A 17,532-nucleotide genomic window follows, 5' to 3' on the forward strand; every position below is an offset into this window, starting at 1 on the left:
CGCACAACTCACTCCTCACTATCCACCTCACTTGTCAGAACTTAAGGCAGATAGCCTCAAGCGCCGCAGGCAGTCTACGCGTTTTCCCTCTTATTTCATTATTTATTTCTTCTGTTTTGTTATTTTACTGAATGTTATTAATACATTTATCTTTTACGGGATTATTTAACTTAATTAGCCCATGAATATCATTTTTCTTTTATTTATTAAAAGATAACGGGATTGTGTGAATACAAAAGAGAGTAATAAATCCGGGCATGAATTGTATGAAAAAGGGCTCTTAATAGTGCTGAATAAAATTATCAGCCCTGTATGGTGTTAGCTGCTGGCCTGCATAACCAGAAGTTAGCGAACTTTTCTGAAAAAGCAGAACAGGTTATGGATAGCGCTCTTTGTTAATGCGCCGATGTCACGCTGCTGGCGCTGTTTATCTGGCCCTGTCAAATAGCACGAGCCCGCTTCGGTACTGCCCGGCAGAGGCTTAACGCATCTCAACAGACCCGGCAATTTTCTGTGATGTTGCTCAAGCCACAGATAAATCTGCTAAATAACGCGCGAATGTTGCTTTTTTGTAAACGGATTAACAATCTGCCGAAATCCTGCTATGCTGGCCGACGCAGAACCGGGCACCTCACCCTACTGTTTGACAGCATCAACAGGTGCACCGGAAAGCTATACAATGAGAGCGAGGAGAACGTCGTGCTAGAAGAATACCGTAAGCACGTTGCCGAGCGTGCTGCCCAGGGGATCGTACCTAAGCCGTTAGATGCTTCCCAGATGGCCGCGCTGGTTGAACTGCTGAAAAACCCGCCTGCGGGTGAAGAAGAATTCCTGATTGACCTGCTGGTCAATCGAGTCCCGCCAGGTGTAGATGAAGCGGCATATGTTAAAGCCGGATTCCTGGCAGCTATCGCAAAGGGCGAAGCCCACTCTCCTCTGGTTACTCGTGAAAAAGCAGTTGAACTGCTGGGCACCATGCAGGGCGGCTATAACATCCATGCGCTGATTGATGCGCTTGACGATGAGACCCTGGCGCCAATCGCCGCTGAAGCCCTGTCCCACACGCTGCTGATGTTCGATAACTTCTACGATGTCGAAGAGAAAGCCAAAGCGGGTAACGTACACGCGAAAAAAATTCTCCAGTCCTGGGCTGATGCCGAATGGTTCCTGAAGCGTCCTAAGCTGGCAGAAAAAATCACTACCACCGTGTTCAAAGTGACCGGCGAAACCAACACCGACGATCTCTCTCCCGCGCCGGATGCATGGTCACGCCCGGATATTCCACTGCACGCGCTGGCAATGCTGAAAAACCCACGTGACGGCATCGAACCCGACGAGGCTGGCAACATTGGGCCGATCAAACAGATCGAAGCGCTGCAGCAAAAAGGCTTCCCGCTGACGTATGTCGGCGACGTAGTCGGTACCGGCTCTTCCCGTAAATCCGCTACCAACTCGGTGCTGTGGTTCATGGGTGACGATATCCCTTACGTGCCAAACAAAAAGGGCGGCGGCCTGTGCCTGGGCGGTAAAATCGCGCCGATCTTCTTCAACACCATGGAAGATGCCGGCGCACTGCCCATCGAGCTGGACGTTGACCGCCTGAACATGGGCGATGTGATTGACGTTTACCCGTATAAAGGCGAAGTTCGTCATCACGAAACGGATGAACTGCTGGCAACCTTTGCGCTGAAAACCGACGTCCTGCTGGATGAAGTGCGTGCCGGTGGCCGTATTCCGCTGATCATCGGTCGCGGCCTGACCACCAAAGCGCGTGAATCACTGGGTCTGCCGCACAGCGATGTGTTCCAGCAGGCAAAAGATGTGGCGGCCAGCAGCCGTGGTTACTCACTGGCGCAGAAGATGGTCGGTCGCGCCTGCGGTGTGGACGGTATCCGTCCGGGCGCTTACTGCGAACCGAAGATGACCTCGGTCGGTTCTCAGGATACCACCGGTCCAATGACCCGTGATGAACTGAAAGACCTGGCGTGCCTCGGCTTCTCGTCCGATCTGGTGATGCAGTCGTTCTGTCATACCGCGGCGTATCCGAAGCCGGTAGACGTCACCACGCACCACACGCTGCCGGACTTCATCATGAACCGTGGCGGCGTGTCGCTGCGTCCGGGCGATGGCGTTATCCACAGCTGGCTGAACCGTATGCTGCTGCCGGATACCGTGGGCACCGGCGGTGACTCGCACACCCGTTTCCCGATTGGTATCTCCTTCCCGGCGGGCTCGGGTCTGGTCGCGTTTGCTGCTGCAACCGGCGTGATGCCGCTGGATATGCCGGAGTCGGTGCTGGTGCGTTTCAAAGGTGAAATGCAACCGGGCATCACGCTGCGCGATCTGGTGCATGCGATTCCGCTGTACGCTATCAAGCAGGGCCTGCTGACCGTTGAGAAGAAAGGTAAGAAAAATATCTTCTCCGGTCGCGTGCTGGAGATCGAAGGTCTGCCGAAGCTGAAAGTGGAGCAGGCGTTTGAACTGACTGACGCCTCAGCAGAGCGCTCTGCTGCCGGCTGTACCATCAAGCTGGATAAAGAGCCGATTATCGAGTATCTCAGCTCGAACATCGTGCTACTGAAGTGGATGATCTCTGAAGGCTACGGCGATCGTCGTACGCTCGAGCGCCGTATTCAGGGCATGGAAAAATGGCTGGCCGATCCGCAACTGCTGGAAGCTGACGCCGATGCAGAGTATGCGGCGGTGATCGAGATCGATCTGGCGGATATCAAAGAGCCTATCCTGTGTGCGCCAAACGATCCGGATGATGCGCGCTGGTTGTCTGACGTCCAGGGCGAGAAGATCGACGAAGTGTTCATTGGCTCGTGCATGACCAATATCGGTCACTTCCGTGCGGCAGGTAAACTGCTGGATGCGCATAAAGGCCAGCTGCCGACGCGCCTCTGGGTGGCACCGCCAACCAAGATGGATGCCGCACAGCTGACTGAAGAGGGCTACTACAGCGTCTTTGGTAAGAGCGGTGCACGCATCGAGATCCCGGGCTGCTCACTCTGCATGGGTAACCAGGCGCGCGTGAAGGATGGTGCCACCGTGGTCTCTACTTCTACGCGTAACTTCCCGAACCGTCTGGGTACGGGCGCGAACGTGTTCCTGGCCTCGGCCGAGCTGGCTGCGGTGTCATCGCTGCTGGGTAAACTGCCAACGCCGGATGAGTACCAGCAGTTCATGGTACAGGTTGATAAGACCGCTGATGACACCTATCGCTACCTCAACTTTGACCAGCTGGGTCAGTACACCGAGAAAGCCGATAGCGTAATCTTCCAGACGGCTGTATAAGTCGTAGCAGGAAGGAGAAGGGGACGATGCCAATCGTCCCCTTTTTTATGCCTCAGCCTCCAGGCATAATGCGAGCGCAATCCCACTTTATTACGCGCACAACGCCCACACTTACCGGAACGGTGCCGCCTGGCGCGAAGCATGAGCATGAGGCAAACATGGAATATGAATTTCTGCGCGACGTAACCGGTCAGGTCAAAGTCCGCATGTCGATGGACCACGAAGCGGTGGGACACTGGTTCAACGAAGAGGTGAAGGATAATCTGGCGCTGCTGGATGATGTCGAGGCCGCTGCCCGTGAGGTAAAAGGCACCATCAATCAGTGGCAGCGCGTGGGGCATGAATACACCCTCTGGCTGGATGAGGAGGAGGTGATGATTCGTGCAAACCAGCTGGCGCTGGAAGATGACGGTATTGAAGAGGGCATGACCTATTACGATGAGGAGAGTCTCTCTTTTTGCGGCGTCGAAGATTTTCTCGCGGTGATCGCCGCGTACCGTCAATTTATGGCGGGAAAATTATGAAGGGACAAAGCCGTCTCGACCAGATTATGGACTATCTCAAAAGCCATAACCTGGTCACGGTAGAACAGCTGGTATGCGCGATCTCTGCGTCACCCGCCACCATCCGCCGCGATCTGATTAAGCTCGACAAAGAAGGCGTAATTAGCCGCAGCCACGGTGGCGTGACGCTAAACCGGTTCATTTCTGCCCAGCCCACGACGCTGGAGAAGATGCAGCGTAATCTGGCAGAGAAGCAGGCCATCGCGCAGTTTGCCGCCAGCTACGTAAAGTCTGGTGATGCGGTGGTGCTGGATGCCGGTACCACTATGCTGGAGCTGGCGCGTCAGCTTACCCATCTGCAGCTGCGGGTGATCACCGCCGATCTGCATATCGCGCTGTTTCTCTCCGAATTCAAACAGATTGAGACCACTATCATCGGCGGCCGTATTGATGACTCCAGCCAGTCCTGTATTGGTGAGCACGGGCGCCGTTTGCTGCGCAGTATCAATCCGGATGTCGCGTTTGTCAGCTGTAACTCATGGAGTATCGAGCGGGGAATTACCACGCCGACGGAAGAGAAGGCCGGGTTAAAGATGGACCTGCTGGCGAATGCGCGTCGCCGTGTTTTGCTGGCAGACAGCAGCAAATATGGCTCATGGTCGCTTTGGTGCGCCGCGCCGATAGAGAGCCTGACCGATGTGGTTACCGACGCTCGCCTGGATGAGACGGTGTGCCGCAACCTGCGTGAACGCGGCATTGCCCTGCAGCTGACGGTTTGATAAACCGTCCGTCAGGGCGGTTTGGTTTCCTTTGCCGCATGCGGGCCAGACCGCATTAGGCGATACGCTACTTCACATACGCCAGCAAACTCAGGGAGTCGCGCGCCAGCGATTTACACTTCTTGTCGTTATTGATGGCGATGCCGCTCAAATCTTTGTAGCTCTCTTCGCCGAGCGACTTCATGTTGTACGCGCTGTAGTTACTGAGATCCCACCGATTCTGCTGGGCAAAGAACACCAGCGCTTTACGAATCTGCGCGTCCGGCAAATCCTGATAGCCGCAATCATTTTTCAGGTAGACAAAAACTGCCGTGAGGTCAGCCAGATCTTCCGCTTCGGATTCGCTCAGAGCAAAGCTGGTGGAGGAGAAGCCAAGGAGTCCCGCCAGCAGCAGGATCTTGATGCTTTTCGTCATAATCATTCTCAACAAAGGACAATTTATTGACGTTAGCACAGTTACCGCAGGGATTCCGCTAAATTTGCCTAAATGGGCCTTTCGCGCCTTTTTCTCAGGACATTCTGTTTCAGCGCTTGACCCTCCCACAGGGGAAAGGTTTACCCTGTGCCCTTATTCACGACAAGGATAAGAGTATGCAACGTCGCCATTTTCTTAAGTTGACCGCCGCGCTCAGCGCAGCGGGTGCGCTGCCGCTGTGGAGTCGCTCGCTGATGGCGGCCACGCGCCCGCTGCTGCCTGTGCCCTCACTGCTTGAACCGGATGCGCAGGGGCACTACACGCTGACCGCAATGGCCGGCACCAGCCAGTGGAACGGCAAAGCGGTGCCGACCTGGGGCTATAACGGCGCGCTGCTCGGCCCGGCGCTGCGTCTGCAACGCGAGAAAGCGGTAACGGTGAATATCCGCAACCATTTGCCAGAAGCCACCACGCTGCACTGGCACGGGCTGGAGATTCCCGGCGCGGTGGATGGCGGACCGCAGGCGATGATTGCGCCGGGCGCGACGCGGCAGGTTACCTTACGCCCGATCAGCCCGCCGCGACCTGCTGGTACCATCCGCACCAGCACGGCAGCACCGGCTATCAGGTAGCGCAGGGCCTTGCCGGCCTGGTGCTGCTGGAGGATGAGGCGTCTGGTAAGCTACGCCTGCCAATGCAGTGGGGCGAAGATGATGTGCCGCTGATTTTCCAGGATAAGCAGCTTAACAAAGCGGGATCGCGCATCGATTATCAGCTCGATATCATGCGTGCCGCCGTGGGCTGGTTTGGCGATTTAATGCTGACCAACGGCGTAGCGTATCCACAGCATGCCGTACCGCGCGGCTGGCTGCGCCTGCGCCTGCTCAACGGCTGTAACGCCCGCTCGCTGCACATCGCCGCCAGCGATCGGCGTCCGCTGTATGTGGTGGGCAGCGATGGCGGCCTGCTGGCGGAACCGATCAGCGTAGAGAGTCTGCCACTGCTGCCGGGAGAGCGCTTCGAAGTGTTGGTCGATACCTCTGACGGCAAGCCTTTCGATATCGTTACGCTGCCGGTCACGCAGATGGGCATGACGCTGGCCCCGTTCGATCAGCCGTTACCGCTGGTGCAGATTCTGCCGCTGCGCGTCATGGCCAGCGGTACGCTGCCGGATAAACTGGTGGATCTGCCGCCTGTGCCATCCGCCGAAGGCCTGCAAAACCGCTGGCTGCAGCTGATGATGGACCCGCAGCTTGATCAACAGGGCATGCAGGCGCTGAAGGATCGCTACGGTGATAAAGCGATGGGCAACATGCAAGGCCATGATATGAAGGGCCATGACATGAAGGATGAACATGGCAGCATGGCGATGGACCACGGCAGCATGCCCATGGATCACAGCCAGCACGGCAAAACGGCGGCGTATGATTTCCATAACGGTAACAAGATAAACGGGCAGGCGTTCAATATGACGAAGCCGATGTTTGATGTACCGCTCGGTAAGCTGGAGAAGTGGACTATCTCAGGCGAGGGCGATGCGATGCTGCATCCGTTCCATATCCACGGCACCCAGTTTCGTATCCTGTCAGAGAACGGCAAGCCGCCCGCGCCACACCGTGCCGGCTGGAAAGACATGGTGAGCGTGGACGGCTGGCGCAGCGAAGTGCTGGTGCGTTTTAACTACGTGGCCAATGCCGATAACGCCTATATGGCGCACTGCCATCTGCTGGAGCACGAGGATACCGGCATGATGCTGGGCTTCACCGTCAGTTAAGCGCGGCCTCCAGCGCCAGGCGCATATCCTCAATCAGATCGTCGGCGTTTTCGATGCCAATCGAGAGACGTATCGTGGCATCGGTAATGCCGAAGCGCTGGCGCTGCGCCTGCGGTACGCCCGAATGGGTGGTACTGGCGGGATGGCTGGCGAGCGATTCGGTGCCGCCCAGGCTCACCGCCAGTTTGAACAGGGCCAGCGTATTGAGAAAACGAAATGCTGCTGGCTGCCCGCCCTGAATATCAAAAGAGAAGGTCGAGCCCGCGCCGCTGCACTGGCGCTGCCAGGTTGTGCCTGCCGGGCTGCTGGCATCCAGGTACGGCAGCCAGTGCAGTCTCTCCACCTGCGGATGATCGCGTAAAAACGCCGCCACTTTTTCTGCGTTACTGGCGGCTTTTTCCATGCGCAGCGAGAGCGTCTCCAGTGAACGACCAATCATCCAACTGGAGTGGGGATCGAGCTGCGTTCCAATTGCGCTGCGCAGCGAACGCACTTTATTGATCAGCGTCTTACTGCCCAGCGCGGCACCGGCAATCAGATCGGAGTGGCCGCCCACATATTTGGTCAGGGAATAGAGTGAGATATCAGCGCCGTGCTGCAGCGGGCGCTGGAACAGCGGGCCGAGCAGGGTATTGTCGCAGGCTAAAATCGGCCGCGAACCCTGCTGCTGCGCAATGAGGTCCGCCACCTGCTGCATCAGGCGAATATCCACCAGGCTGTTGGTGGGATTGGCCGGCGTTTCAATCAGGATCAGCGCCACGCGCCCGCGCTGCCACGCCATCTTCGCCGCTTCGTACACGCTGTCCTCATCGGTGCCGTCGCTAAAGCCCACGGCTTTGATCTCCAGGTCGTGCAGGGTTTTGCTCAGCAGCGTTTCCGTTCCGCCGTACAGCGGCTGGGAGTGCAGAATCACTTCACCGGGGCGCGCAAAAGTGAGCAGGGTGGTCGCAATCGCCGACATACCCGAGGAGAACAGCGCAGCGCTCTCCGCCTCTTCATAAATCGCCAGCCGATCCTCAACGATTTCGCTGTTGGGATGATTAAAGCGTGAATAGACCAGCCCGCCGCTTTTGCCCTCGGGCGGCTGTTTGCGTCCGGCGACAAAATCGAAAAAGTCCTGCCCCTCTTCGGCACTGTTAAAAACAAAGGTCGAGGTAAGGAAGACGGGCGGTTTAACCGCCCCTTCCGACAGGCGCGGATCGTAGCCATAGTTAAGCATTTGCGTTTCAGGATGCAGCGCGCGTGTGCCGATCGCTGTTTTTTTACTGGATGAAGCGGCCATAGAGTTCTCCGGAGCGGGCGGGCAGGGTTTCTGAAGTAAAGGCCAGTGCAATAATTTTTGCCACGGTAACGTTTGCGTTTTGTGCGCGGCGTTAGCGCCACGCCCGACTATGATAGACTTCGTGGCTTTCTGAAAACCTTAACCAGGCGATTGCAATGAAACACACCGTCGACGTGATGATCTCTGAGCAGGAGATCGCAACCCGTATTGCCGAGCTGGGCAAACAGATTAGTGAGCACTACCGCGACAGCGGCAGCGAAATGGTGCTGGTTGGCCTGCTGCGCGGCTCCTTTATGTTTATGGCCGATCTGTGCCGCGCCATTGATGTCTCTCATGAGGTCGATTTCATGACTGCTTCCAGCTACGGCAGCGGCATGTCCACGACGCGTGACGTAAAGATCCTCAAAGATCTCGACGAGGACATCCGGGGGAAAGATGTGCTGATCGTTGAAGATATCATCGACTCCGGCAATACCCTGAGCAAAGTGCGCGAAATCCTGCGCCTGCGTGAGCCAAAATCGCTGGCGATCTGTACGCTGCTGGATAAACCTGAACGCCGCGAAGTTGAGGTGCCGGTAGAGTTTGTCGGCTTTACCATTCCCGATGAGTTTGTGGTCGGTTTTGGTATCGACTATGCTCAGCGCTACCGTCATTTGCCGTATATCGGCAAAGTTACGCCGCTGGACGCATAACCGCACAATCTTCCAAGGCTGATTCCCACCGCCTGCGATAAGATGCGCAGCCCGTAACTCAATGACTTACGGGCCCGGCGTGCATTTCCCTGCGCCACGCTGAGTGGTAGAGTGTCGTGGGTTATCGCTCTGCGCAATTCCTTTGATTTCACACTCTTTATCGCTGAATAACCCCGCACGCTCGACGTGAGCGCACTATCATTTTAATCAGGCAATGATGTCACTAAAACAGGGTATGGACTCGCAATGACTTATGCACTGGAACTTTCCGGGTTGACCAAGACCTATCCCGGCGGCGTACAGGCGCTGAAAGGCCTCGATCTTACCGTGGAAGCCGGCGACTTTTATGCCTTACTGGGGCCGAACGGTGCCGGTAAGTCAACCACCATCGGCATTATCAGCTCGCTGGTGAATAAATCTGGCGGCAGCGTGCGCGTGTTTGGCTACGATCTGCAGAAAGATGTGGTTAACGCGAAGCGCCAGCTGGGGCTGGTTCCGCAGGAGTTCAACTTCAACCCGTTTGAGACCGTGATGCAAATTGTGGTCAATCAGGCCGGGTATTACGGCGTTGAACGCGCGGAAGCGAACAAGCGCGCAGAAAAATACCTCAACCAGCTCGATCTCTGGGGCAAGCGTAACGAACGTGCGCGCATGTTATCGGGCGGCATGAAGCGTCGTCTGATGATCGCCCGTGCGCTGATGCATGAGCCAAAACTGCTGATTCTGGATGAGCCGACCGCCGGCGTGGACATTGAACTGCGTCGCTCTATGTGGGCGTTCCTGAAAGAGCTGAACGTGCAGGGCACTACCATCATCCTGACCACGCACTATCTGGAGGAGGCGGAGATGCTGTGCCGCAATATCGGCATCATCCAGAGCGGTGAACTGGTCGAGAACACCTCCATGAAAGGACTGCTCTCTAAGCTGCAGTCAGAGACCTTTATTCTCGATCTGGCCCCGCGCAGCCCGCTGCCGCAGCTGGAAGGCTTCCAGTATCGCTTAGTGGACACATCAACGCTGGAAGTGGAAGTGATGCGTGAACAGGGGCTCAACAGCGTGTTTAGCCAGCTGAGCGCGCAGGGCGTGCAGGTGCTGAGCATGCGTAACAAAGCCAACCGCCTGGAAGAGCTGTTCGTCAGCCTGACGCAGGGAAAAACAGGAGTGAAAGCATGACGCATTTGTACTGGGTGGCGCTGAAAAGCATCTGGGCGAAGGAGATCAACCGCTTTGCCCGCATCTGGATTCAGACGCTGGTACCGCCGGTGATCACCATGACGCTCTACTTCATCATCTTTGGCAACCTGATAGGTTCGCGCATTGGTGATATGCATGGCTTCAGCTATATGCAGTTTATTGTGCCGGGCCTGATCATGATGGCCGTTATCACTAACGCTTACGCCAATGTCGCCTCCTCGTTCTTCAGCGCCAAGTTCCAGCGCAACATTGAAGAGCTGCTGGTGGCGCCAGTGCCAACGCACATCATCATTGCCGGGTATGTGGGCGGCGGCGTAGCGCGTGGCGTGTGCGTGGGCATTCTGGTGACGGCGGTTTCGCTGTTCTTTGTGCCGTTCCACGTATTTTCGTGGCCGATGGTGGCACTGACGCTGCTGCTGACGGCGATTCTGTTCTCGCTGGCCGGTTTGCTGAATGCGGTCTTTGCCCGCACCTTTGATGATATCAGCCTGATTCCCACCTTCGTGCTGACGCCGTTAACCTACCTCGGGGGCGTGTTCTACTCGCTGGCGCTGCTGCCGCCGTTCTGGCAGGCGGTCTCGAAGCTGAACCCGGTGGTATATATGATCAGCGGTTTCCGCTACGGCTTCCTTGGCATTAACGATGTACCGCTGGTGTTCACACTCTCGGTGCTGGTGGCGTTTATCGTGGTGTTTTACGTGCTGGTGTATGCGCTGATTCAGCGTGGACGCGGGTTACGTACCTGACAGAGAAGGGCGGCGAAAGCCGCCCTTGTTGTATCACGCTACCTGTACCGGTAACGCCTTCGCAATACGTTTCATCTCATTGTCGCCTTCAAAATAGGCCACTTTAGGCTGCCAGCTGCGCGCCGCTTCATCCTCCACCTGCACATACGAACAGATGATCATGATGTCGCCTTCGCAGGCGCAGCGCGCTGCTGCACCGTTAACCGAGATAATCTTTGAGCCGCGCTCGGCGGCGATCGCGTACGTGGAGAAACGCTGGCCGTTGGTGACATTGTAAATGTCGATGGCTTCATATTGCAGAATGCCGGAGGCATCAAGGAAATCCTGGTCGATGGCGCAGGAGCCTTCGTAATGCAAATCTGCCTGTGTCACTTTCACGCGGTGCAGTTTGCCCTGTAGAACGGTACGAATCATAGTGAAATAACCCTGTTGTACGGCTGATAACACAACGGCCTTACGCCGTCAGATCCACTTGCTGATTATCAATCAGGCGCGCGTTGCCGAGCCAGGCGGCCATCAGAATCACGGCGCGCTGACTTTCGACGGTAAGCGGCTGTAGCGTTTCGGCATCGCAAATTGCCAGCCCGTCCGGACGGAAACCTTTGTCGCGCAGCGCCGCTTCAGCATGTTCGATAATCTCATCCACATGCCGCTCGCCGTTGCTCAGGCGCTCCGCCATGCTATGCATCACCTGGCTTAAGCCCGGCGCGAGTTTGCGCTCATCGGCGGTCAGATAGCCGTTACGGGAGCTCAGGGCCAGACCATCTTTGGCACGTACCGTTGGCACGCCGACGATCTCAATATCAAAGCCCATATCCGCCACCATTTTGCGGATGATCGCCAGCTGCTGAAAATCTTTCTCACCAAAGCAGGCGATATCCGGCTGAACCAGATTGAACAGCTTGCTGACAATGGTCGAGACGCCACGGAAATGGCCCGGACGGCTGGCGCCCTCCAGCAGTGAAGAGAGGCCGGGGACTTCCACAAAGGTCTGGCTGTCGAGCCCCTGCGGATAGACATCCGCCGGTGCCGGGGCAAACACCAGATCGACCCGGTGGCGGTTAAGCTTTTCGCAATCGTCCTGCAGGGTGCGCGGATAGCGCGCCAGATCGTCGGGACGATCAAACTGCATCGGGTTGACAAAAACAGAGACCACCACGATATCGGCACGCTCACGCGCTTCGTCCACCAGCGTAAGGTGTCCGTCATGCAGGTTGCCCATGGTAGGCACCAGCGCGATACGTTTGCCCGCCTGACGCCAGCGACGAATCTCACGGCGCAGCATCGGCAGCGTTTCAATGATCAGCACTGCAACTCTCCTGATTTACTGGAAACTGTGTTCGGCGGCAGGATAAGTGCCGGCCTCAACGTCGGCAATATACTGGCGAATCGCGGCGCGAATGTCGCCGGTTTCTGCGAGGAAATTTTTGGCAAATTTTGGAATATGGCCGCCGGTGATCCCCAACGCATCGTGCATCACCAGAATCTGGCCGTCGGTCACGTTACCGGCACCGATGCCAATGACCGGAATCGACAGCGCTTTGGTGACGCGCTCTGCCAGCGTAACCGGCACGCACTCCAGCACCAGCAGCTGTGCACCGGCCGCTTCCAGCGCCAGCGCATCTGCCACCAGGCGTTCAGCACCGGTTTCATCACGCCCCTGCACTTTATAGCCGCCAAAAATGTTTACCGACTGTGGCGTCAGGCCCAGGTGGCCGCACACCGGCACGGCGCGTTCGGTAAGCATACGTACGGTCTCCGCCAGCCATGCGCCGCCCTCCAGTTTCACCATATTGGCGCCGGCTCGCATCAGCTGTGCGGCGTTATCAAAGGTCTGCTGCGGTGTGGCGTAACTCATGAACGGCAGGTCCGCCATGATCAGCGCAGCAGGCGCGCCGCGGCGAACGGCCGCCGTGTGATAGGCGATGTCCGCGACCGTCACCGGCAGCGTAGAGTCATGGCCCTGCACGGTCATACCGAGTGAATCGCCAATCAGCATCACCTGAATACCTTCATCGGCAAACAGACGGGCGAAGCTGAAATCGTAGGCTGTCAGCGTAGCAAATTTGCGGCCGCTGGCTTTCAGCTGGCGTAAGTGAGAGAGGGTTGTCGGTTTCATCGCAATCTCCGGCGTTTCTGATGCGCGCAGTGTACTGGATTGATTGCAAAGGCGATACGACAGACGTGCGATTCTGGCGGCTCAGACGGACCAGGGTGAAATGGCGCTGCGATCGAGCGTGGCAAGGATACCCGCCAGCGGCTGACCGTTTGGCAGACGCAGACCCGGCGCGATCTCCAGCAGCGGCACCAGCATAAAGGCGCGGTTGTGCATGTCGTAGTGGGGCACCGTCAGGCGCGGCGTATGAATGACTTCGTTACCGAACAGCATGATGTCGAGATCCAGCGTGCGTGGTCCCCAGCGTTCCGCTTTGCGTACGCGACCATGCTCCAGCTCAATGCGCTGGGTGTGATCGAGCAGCGCCTCAGCAGCCAGGCGGGTATCCAGCGCCACCACCGCATTCAGGTAATCCGGTTGATCCGGCGGCCCGTACGGCGGCGTGCGGTAAAACGAAGAGGTGGCGACGCGCGTGGTATCCGGAATGGCATCCAGCGCGGCAAGCGCTGCATCAACCTGATGCAGCGGATCGGCCAGATTACTGCCTAATGCCAGATAGACGCGGGTCATGTTGCGCTGTTGTTGTCACGACGTGGGCCGGCAGGACGGCGGCGCGGACGACGCGGTTTGCGGCGCGGCGCCGGATCGTCGCCCAGCGTGTTCAGCATGGTTTTCTGCTGCACAGGCACCGCTGACTGGAACTCGCCCCACCAGTGGCTCAGACGTTGCAGTTCGTGGTTATTTTCCACTTCGGCACGAAGCGCCAGCAGATCGTAAGCGGCGCGGAACTTAGGATGCTCCATCAGTTTCCACGCCCGTTTGCCGTGGCGGCGCGACATACGCAGCTGAAGCTGCCAGATATCGCGTACCAGCGTGGTAATACGCTTAGGAATGGCCAGCGCCCGGCAGGCTTCATCCAGCGTTTCGTTCATCGACAGCGCGAACGCATCGAAGTAGGTCAGGCCGCTCTCCTGGGCAATCTGCTCGGCAGACTCCAGCTGCGGATACCAGAACATCGCGGCAAACAGGAACGCCGGATTGACGCGCATATCGTTATGGATGCGGTTATCGGTGTTTTTCAGCACCTGCGCCACCATCCGCTCCATTGAGCTGTCGCCCTGTTCGGTAAAGTTGCGCGCCAGCGTCGGGAACAGCGGCTGGAACAGCTGATACTCGCGCATCATCTGGTAAGTGCGATAGCCGTAACCGGCCTGCAAAAGCTTGAGAGACTCTTCAAACAGACGCGCGGGCGGAATGTCGTTCAGCAGTGTGGCGAGGCGTGGAATCGGCTCAGCGGTTTCTGCGGCGATACGCATATCCAGTTTGGCGGCGAAGCGCACCACGCGCAGCATGCGCACCGGATCTTCACGATAACGCGTCTCCGGATCACCAATCAGGCGGACAATGCCCTCCTGCAGATCCTGCAGGCCGCCAACGTAATCGCGCACGGTGAAATCGGCCACGCTGTAGTAGAGGCTGTTGATGGTCAGATCGCGGCGCTGTGCATCGTCTTCAATGCTGCCAAAAATATTGTCGCGCAGCAGCATGCCATTCTGGCCGCGCTGGGAACTGTTGCGATCGTCCTCCGCCTCTTCCTGATGATGACCACGGAAGGTGGCTACTTCGATCACTTCGGGACCAAACATTACGTGCGCCAGGCGGAAACGACGGCCAACCAGACGGCAGTTGCGGAACAGCTTGCGCATCTGCTCTGGCGTGGCGTTGGTCGTCACGTCAAAGTCCTTCGGCTTTTTACCCAGCAGCAAATCGCGCACGCCGCCGCCAACCAGATAAGCTTCGTAACCGGCTTTGTTCAGGCGATACAGCACTTTAAGGGCGTTTTCGCTGATATCTTTGCGTGAGATAGTGTGGCTTTCACGGGGAATAACGGTCATCAGACTCTCCGTTTCCACCTCTTCAAATGCCTCCTCGTCACGCTTGAGGACTCTCCGGCAAAAATTAGCGACTCGGGTAAAAATGGGACACCTCGACAGTGAGAAAATGGGTGTGAATAAAATCAGCGGCTAATCATAGCCTGTTGCGAACCATTTAGGAATGGCGTTGTCGCCTCATCCGGTTTCAGCGCGTTGTTCTGCGGTATGTGCGCAGGGCTCCAGTGCCGGACGGCTTCACTCAGCAGTGATGCCGGCGACAAGTCCTGCCAGCCTTCCGCTACCGGTTGCCCAAGGAAGCGCAGCGCCTGGACCAGCAGCGGCCGCGCATCACCCGCCGGTAACGCTGGGGCATGATTCTGCTTCGACAGCTTATTGCCATCATGGTTGATTGCCAGCGGCAGATGCAGATAATCCGGCACCGGCCAGCCAAATTGTTGATAGAGCGCGATCTGGCGCACGGTTGGGGCAATCAAATCTGCGCCGCGCACAATCTCTGTCACGCCCTGAAAATGATCGTCAACCACCACCGCCAGGTTATAGGCAAACAGCCCGTCACGGCGATGAATAATAAAGTCCTCTTCCGCCAGCCGGGCGTCGGCCTGCAGATGGCCGCGCAGGCGATCGTCAAAACCATATACCGGCGCATGCTGACGCAGGCGCAGCGCGGCGTTATCCGGCGGCAGCTGTAACGCACGGCAGTGACCATCGTACACACCGCCCAGCTGCTGAATGCGGCTGCGCGGGCAGGTGCAAAAGTAGCTTTGACGATGCGTGCGCAGCCATGCCAGCGCTTCGCGGTAGGCCGCATGGCGCTGTGACTGCCACAGCACCTCGCCGTCCCACTGCAGGCCGTAGTGCTCCAGCTGCTGTAAAATACGCGTAGCGGCACCGGCAACTTCACGCGGCGGATCGATATCTTCAATCCGTACCAGCCAGCGTCCCTGTTGCGCGCGCGCGCTCAGGTAGCTGCCTAACGCGGCTATCAGCGAACCGAAGTGAAGATCACCAGAAGGAGAGGGAGCAAAACGCCCGATGCAGGGAGGAGTGAGAGACATCATTTCGTGGTACACCGCACGCCGGGAAAACAGTGGTCTCCCCGGCAGTGCGGTGACAGTCTGTTGACGGCCATTAGCCTGCCATCTGCTTCTCGCGGATTTCTGCCAGCGTTTTGCAGTCGATGCAGAGATCGGCAGTCGGACGCGCTTCAAGACGGCGGATACCAATCTCAACACCGCAGGATTCGCAGTAGCCGAAGTCGTCGTCTTCCACTTTCTTAAGCGTTTTCTCAATCTTTTTAATGAGTTTGCGCTCACGATCGCGGTTACGCAGCTCTAAGCTGAACTCCTCTTCCTGGGCTGCACGGTCAACCGGGTCCGGGAAGTTAGCAGCTTCGTCCTGCATGTGTGACACAGTACGATCTACTTCATCCCTGAGTTGGTTGCGCCAGGCTTCCAGAATCTTGCGGAAGTGCTCCAGCTGGGCGTCGTTCATGTACTCTTCGCCCGGTTTTACCTGATACGGCTCCACACCAGCAATGGCGAGGATACTCAGGGACGATGTTTTACGGTTTTGCCCTTCTTGCATGTTGTTTCTCCTGGATAACACGCACTACCCATCATGCTTCAGATCGCATGTTACGTTGGCTGCGTTGAATGCCTCGTTGCTTACTGAGGTAAGCGCCCGCGGATTCAATGCCTGCCGCCTGCCTGCAACCCGAGTCATTTCGGGGATATCGATTCCCATCAGGGAAAAAAACAGGCCGCTATAAATAGCAGAAGCAATCAAGGTTGGCAATTATTCCTGACCGCACCTTGACAAGCCTGTGAGTAACAGCGTAATTAGCGTCCCGCCCAGCGTAATCCTGGCACAAAAAATAGTGATAAATATTACAACCCTGCGTTAACTGATACGTTAATCGCACGAGTGAGCAACATTTGTTCAGGAGTGATCTGAGCCTGATACGCCAACACCTCCACACCACAGCGCTGCGCCTGTACCAGTAGTTCTGCATAGTGCGCATCGATATGGCGCGCCGGGGAAACGTCCTCAATCCCCGTATGCAGAACAGCAAACAACATAACGGCCCGATGGCCTTCTGCCACGATTGTGCTGAGTTCGCGCAGATGTTTCTGTCCACGAGCCGTCACCGCATCCGGAAAGTAGCCTTTACCATGTTGTAAAAGGGTGACGGACTTGACTTCAATATAGCAGTTCGATCTCCCCTCCGCTTGCAGCAGGAAGTCAATTCGGCTTTTTTCCGTGCCATATTTCACTTCGGCCTGGCAGTGGCTGTAGGCGGAAAACTCCGGAAGCGCTGCGCGCGCCAGCGCCTCGCGTACCAGCTGGTTGGCCCGCAGCGTATTGACACAGATCCAGTGGCCTTGCTGTGTCTCGGTCAGCTCCCAGCTGTGCGGGTATTTGCGCGTTACGCTGTGGGATGTGGAGTACCACACGGTATCGCCGGGCGTGGCGCATCCGGTCATCGCACCGGTGTTCGCACAGTGGATGGTCAGCGTTTCGCCCTCTGGCGTGACCACATCGGCTAAAAAGCGTTTATAACGGGCAATCAGACGGGCGGGCTTAAGCGGGGGATCAAACTGCATTCACTCTCCTGATGATGCGCGCAGTGGCCAGCGGGCCAGCGCCTGATAGTGTGTGCGGCCCTGGCGGAATTGCGAAGCGAACAGCGCAAAATGGCTGATGTCACAGCGCCAGTGGAACCCGCGTGCGGGCAGAGCCACCTTCTGTGTGGCGTGACGCAATAACGTAATGTGCGGATGGAAGGGCTGCGCGCTCTGCGCACAGCCGTGACGCGCCGCCTGCGCGCGCAGCAGGCTGG

17 protein-coding genes and 1 pseudogene are annotated in these 17,532 nt (G+C 57.3%); 7 read left to right on the forward strand and 11 right to left on the reverse strand.

Annotated elements, in window-relative coordinates; translation table 11 throughout:
- Positions 1 to 699 precede the first annotated feature (699 nt).
- The 3 genes from acnB (at position 700) to HA48_RS08105 (ending at position 4,579) form a co-directional block, all read left to right on the forward strand.
- Positions 700 to 3,297 (forward strand): bifunctional aconitate hydratase 2/2-methylisocitrate dehydratase, encoded by a 2,598-nt coding sequence (gene acnB, locus HA48_RS08095; RefSeq protein WP_128600559.1) that lies wholly within the window; start codon positions 700 to 702, stop codon positions 3,295 to 3,297.
- Between the two features lie 158 nt (positions 3,298 to 3,455).
- Positions 3,456 to 3,821, forward strand: coding sequence for a protein YacL (gene yacL, locus HA48_RS08100; protein WP_128600560.1), 366 nt, complete (start codon positions 3,456 to 3,458; stop codon positions 3,819 to 3,821).
- Positions 3,818 to 4,579 (forward strand): DeoR/GlpR family DNA-binding transcription regulator, encoded by a 762-nt coding sequence (locus tag HA48_RS08105; RefSeq protein WP_128600561.1) that lies wholly within the window; start codon positions 3,818 to 3,820, stop codon positions 4,577 to 4,579. The genes yacL and HA48_RS08105 overlap by 4 nt, the downstream gene beginning before the upstream one ends.
- A 67-nt stretch (positions 4,580 to 4,646) precedes the next feature.
- Here the strand turns inward: HA48_RS08105 and HA48_RS08110 are convergent, their stop codons facing one another.
- Positions 4,647 to 4,994, reverse strand: coding sequence for a YacC family pilotin-like protein (locus HA48_RS08110; RefSeq protein WP_128600562.1), 348 nt, complete (start codon positions 4,992 to 4,994; stop codon positions 4,647 to 4,649).
- Positions 4,995 to 5,170: 176 nt separating this feature from the next.
- Here HA48_RS08110 and cueO point away from each other — a divergent pair.
- Positions 5,171 to 6,768, forward strand: a pseudogene (gene cueO / locus HA48_RS08115) (multicopper oxidase CueO).
- Here cueO and HA48_RS08120 read toward each other — a convergent pair.
- Positions 6,761 to 8,050: a cystathionine gamma-synthase family protein gene (locus HA48_RS08120; RefSeq protein WP_128600563.1), complete on the reverse strand. Its 1,290-nt coding sequence runs from the start codon at positions 8,048 to 8,050 to the stop codon at positions 6,761 to 6,763. The pseudogene cueO and the gene HA48_RS08120 sit on opposite strands and share 8 nt — an antisense overlap.
- A gap of 155 nt (positions 8,051 to 8,205) precedes the next feature.
- Here HA48_RS08120 and hpt point away from each other — a divergent pair, with 155 nt between their 5' ends.
- The 3 genes from hpt to HA48_RS08135 all read left to right on the forward strand — a co-directional run bounded on the left by hpt (position 8,206) and on the right by HA48_RS08135 (position 10,682).
- Entirely contained in the window at positions 8,206 to 8,742 is a 537-nt protein-coding gene (gene hpt, locus HA48_RS08125) for a hypoxanthine phosphoribosyltransferase (RefSeq protein ID WP_128600564.1), read from the forward strand.
- A 246-nt stretch (positions 8,743 to 8,988) separates the two neighbouring features.
- The gene (locus HA48_RS08130; protein WP_128600565.1) at positions 8,989 to 9,915 is read left to right on the forward strand and encodes an ABC transporter ATP-binding protein; all 927 of its coding nucleotides are present in this window, start codon (positions 8,989 to 8,991) and stop codon (positions 9,913 to 9,915) included.
- Entirely contained in the window at positions 9,912 to 10,682 is a 771-nt protein-coding gene (locus HA48_RS08135; protein ID WP_128600566.1) for an ABC transporter permease, read from the forward strand. Before HA48_RS08130 ends, HA48_RS08135 begins: the two co-directional genes overlap by 4 nt.
- A 33-nt stretch (positions 10,683 to 10,715) precedes the next feature.
- Here the strand turns inward: HA48_RS08135 and panD are convergent, their stop codons facing one another.
- The 9 genes from panD to HA48_RS08180 form a co-directional block, all read right to left on the reverse strand.
- Positions 10,716 to 11,096 carry an aspartate 1-decarboxylase gene (gene panD, locus HA48_RS08140; RefSeq protein ID WP_128600567.1) on the reverse strand — a complete coding sequence of 127 codons (381 nt, stop codon included), beginning with the start codon at positions 11,094 to 11,096 and terminating at the stop codon, positions 10,716 to 10,718.
- Positions 11,097 to 11,136: 40 nt separating this feature from the next.
- Entirely contained in the window at positions 11,137 to 11,991 is an 855-nt protein-coding gene (gene panC / locus HA48_RS08145; protein ID WP_128600568.1) for a pantoate--beta-alanine ligase, read from the reverse strand.
- Positions 11,992 to 12,006: 15 nt separating this feature from the next.
- Complete coding sequence (panB, locus tag HA48_RS08150; protein WP_128600569.1) at positions 12,007 to 12,801, reverse strand: 3-methyl-2-oxobutanoate hydroxymethyltransferase; 795 nt, start codon at positions 12,799 to 12,801, stop codon at positions 12,007 to 12,009.
- An 81-nt stretch (positions 12,802 to 12,882) separates the two neighbouring features.
- Positions 12,883 to 13,368: a 2-amino-4-hydroxy-6-hydroxymethyldihydropteridine diphosphokinase gene (folK, locus tag HA48_RS08155; protein ID WP_128600570.1), complete on the reverse strand. Its 486-nt coding sequence runs from the start codon at positions 13,366 to 13,368 to the stop codon at positions 12,883 to 12,885.
- Positions 13,365 to 14,777, reverse strand: coding sequence for a polynucleotide adenylyltransferase PcnB (gene pcnB, locus HA48_RS08160; RefSeq protein ID WP_208613117.1), 1,413 nt, complete (start codon positions 14,775 to 14,777; stop codon positions 13,365 to 13,367). The genes folK and pcnB overlap by 4 nt, the downstream gene beginning before the upstream one ends.
- Positions 14,778 to 14,815: 38 nt before the next feature.
- Positions 14,816 to 15,751 carry a tRNA glutamyl-Q(34) synthetase GluQRS gene (gene gluQRS, locus HA48_RS08165; protein ID WP_425270662.1) on the reverse strand — a complete coding sequence of 312 codons (936 nt, stop codon included), beginning with the start codon at positions 15,749 to 15,751 and terminating at the stop codon, positions 14,816 to 14,818.
- A gap of 70 nt (positions 15,752 to 15,821) precedes the next feature.
- Positions 15,822 to 16,277: an RNA polymerase-binding protein DksA gene (gene dksA, locus HA48_RS08170; RefSeq protein WP_128600573.1), complete on the reverse strand. Its 456-nt coding sequence runs from the start codon at positions 16,275 to 16,277 to the stop codon at positions 15,822 to 15,824.
- Between the two features lie 302 nt (positions 16,278 to 16,579).
- Positions 16,580 to 17,296, reverse strand: a complete 717-nt coding sequence (gene sfsA, locus HA48_RS08175) for a DNA/RNA nuclease SfsA (protein ID WP_128600574.1) — start codon at positions 17,294 to 17,296, stop codon at positions 16,580 to 16,582.
- Positions 17,297 to 17,532 (reverse strand): 2'-5' RNA ligase family protein (locus tag HA48_RS08180; protein WP_482809941.1); only part of this gene is annotated, 236 nt, incomplete at its 5' end.

This window comes from Pantoea wallisii (assembly GCF_002095485.1).
GTDB classification, from domain to species: domain Bacteria; phylum Pseudomonadota; class Gammaproteobacteria; order Enterobacterales; family Enterobacteriaceae; genus Pantoea; species Pantoea wallisii.

Coding starts and splice junctions, on each gene's coding strand:
- yacL (WP_128600560.1), top strand. CDS start 3,456: ATGGAATATGAATTTCTGCGCGACGTAACCGGTCAGGTCAAAGTCCGC.
- HA48_RS08105 (WP_128600561.1), top strand. CDS start 3,818: ATGAAGGGACAAAGCCGTCTCGACCAGATTATGGACTATCTCAAAAGC.
- HA48_RS08110 (WP_128600562.1), bottom strand. CDS start 4,994: ATGACGAAAAGCATCAAGATCCTGCTGCTGGCGGGACTCCTTGGCTTC.
- HA48_RS08120 (WP_128600563.1), bottom strand. CDS start 8,050: ATGGCCGCTTCATCCAGTAAAAAAACAGCGATCGGCACACGCGCGCTG.
- hpt (WP_128600564.1), top strand. CDS start 8,206: ATGAAACACACCGTCGACGTGATGATCTCTGAGCAGGAGATCGCAACC.
- HA48_RS08130 (WP_128600565.1), top strand. CDS start 8,989: ATGACTTATGCACTGGAACTTTCCGGGTTGACCAAGACCTATCCCGGC.
- HA48_RS08135 (WP_128600566.1), top strand. CDS start 9,912: ATGACGCATTTGTACTGGGTGGCGCTGAAAAGCATCTGGGCGAAGGAG.
- panD (WP_128600567.1), bottom strand. CDS start 11,096: ATGATTCGTACCGTTCTACAGGGCAAACTGCACCGCGTGAAAGTGACA.
- panB (WP_128600569.1), bottom strand. CDS start 12,801: ATGAAACCGACAACCCTCTCTCACTTACGCCAGCTGAAAGCCAGCGGC.
- folK (WP_128600570.1), bottom strand. CDS start 13,368: ATGACCCGCGTCTATCTGGCATTAGGCAGTAATCTGGCCGATCCGCTG.
- gluQRS (WP_425270662.1), bottom strand. CDS start 15,751: ATGATGTCTCTCACTCCTCCCTGCATCGGGCGTTTTGCTCCCTCTCCT.
- dksA (WP_128600573.1), bottom strand. CDS start 16,277: ATGCAAGAAGGGCAAAACCGTAAAACATCGTCCCTGAGTATCCTCGCC.
- sfsA (WP_128600574.1), bottom strand. CDS start 17,296: ATGCAGTTTGATCCCCCGCTTAAGCCCGCCCGTCTGATTGCCCGTTAT.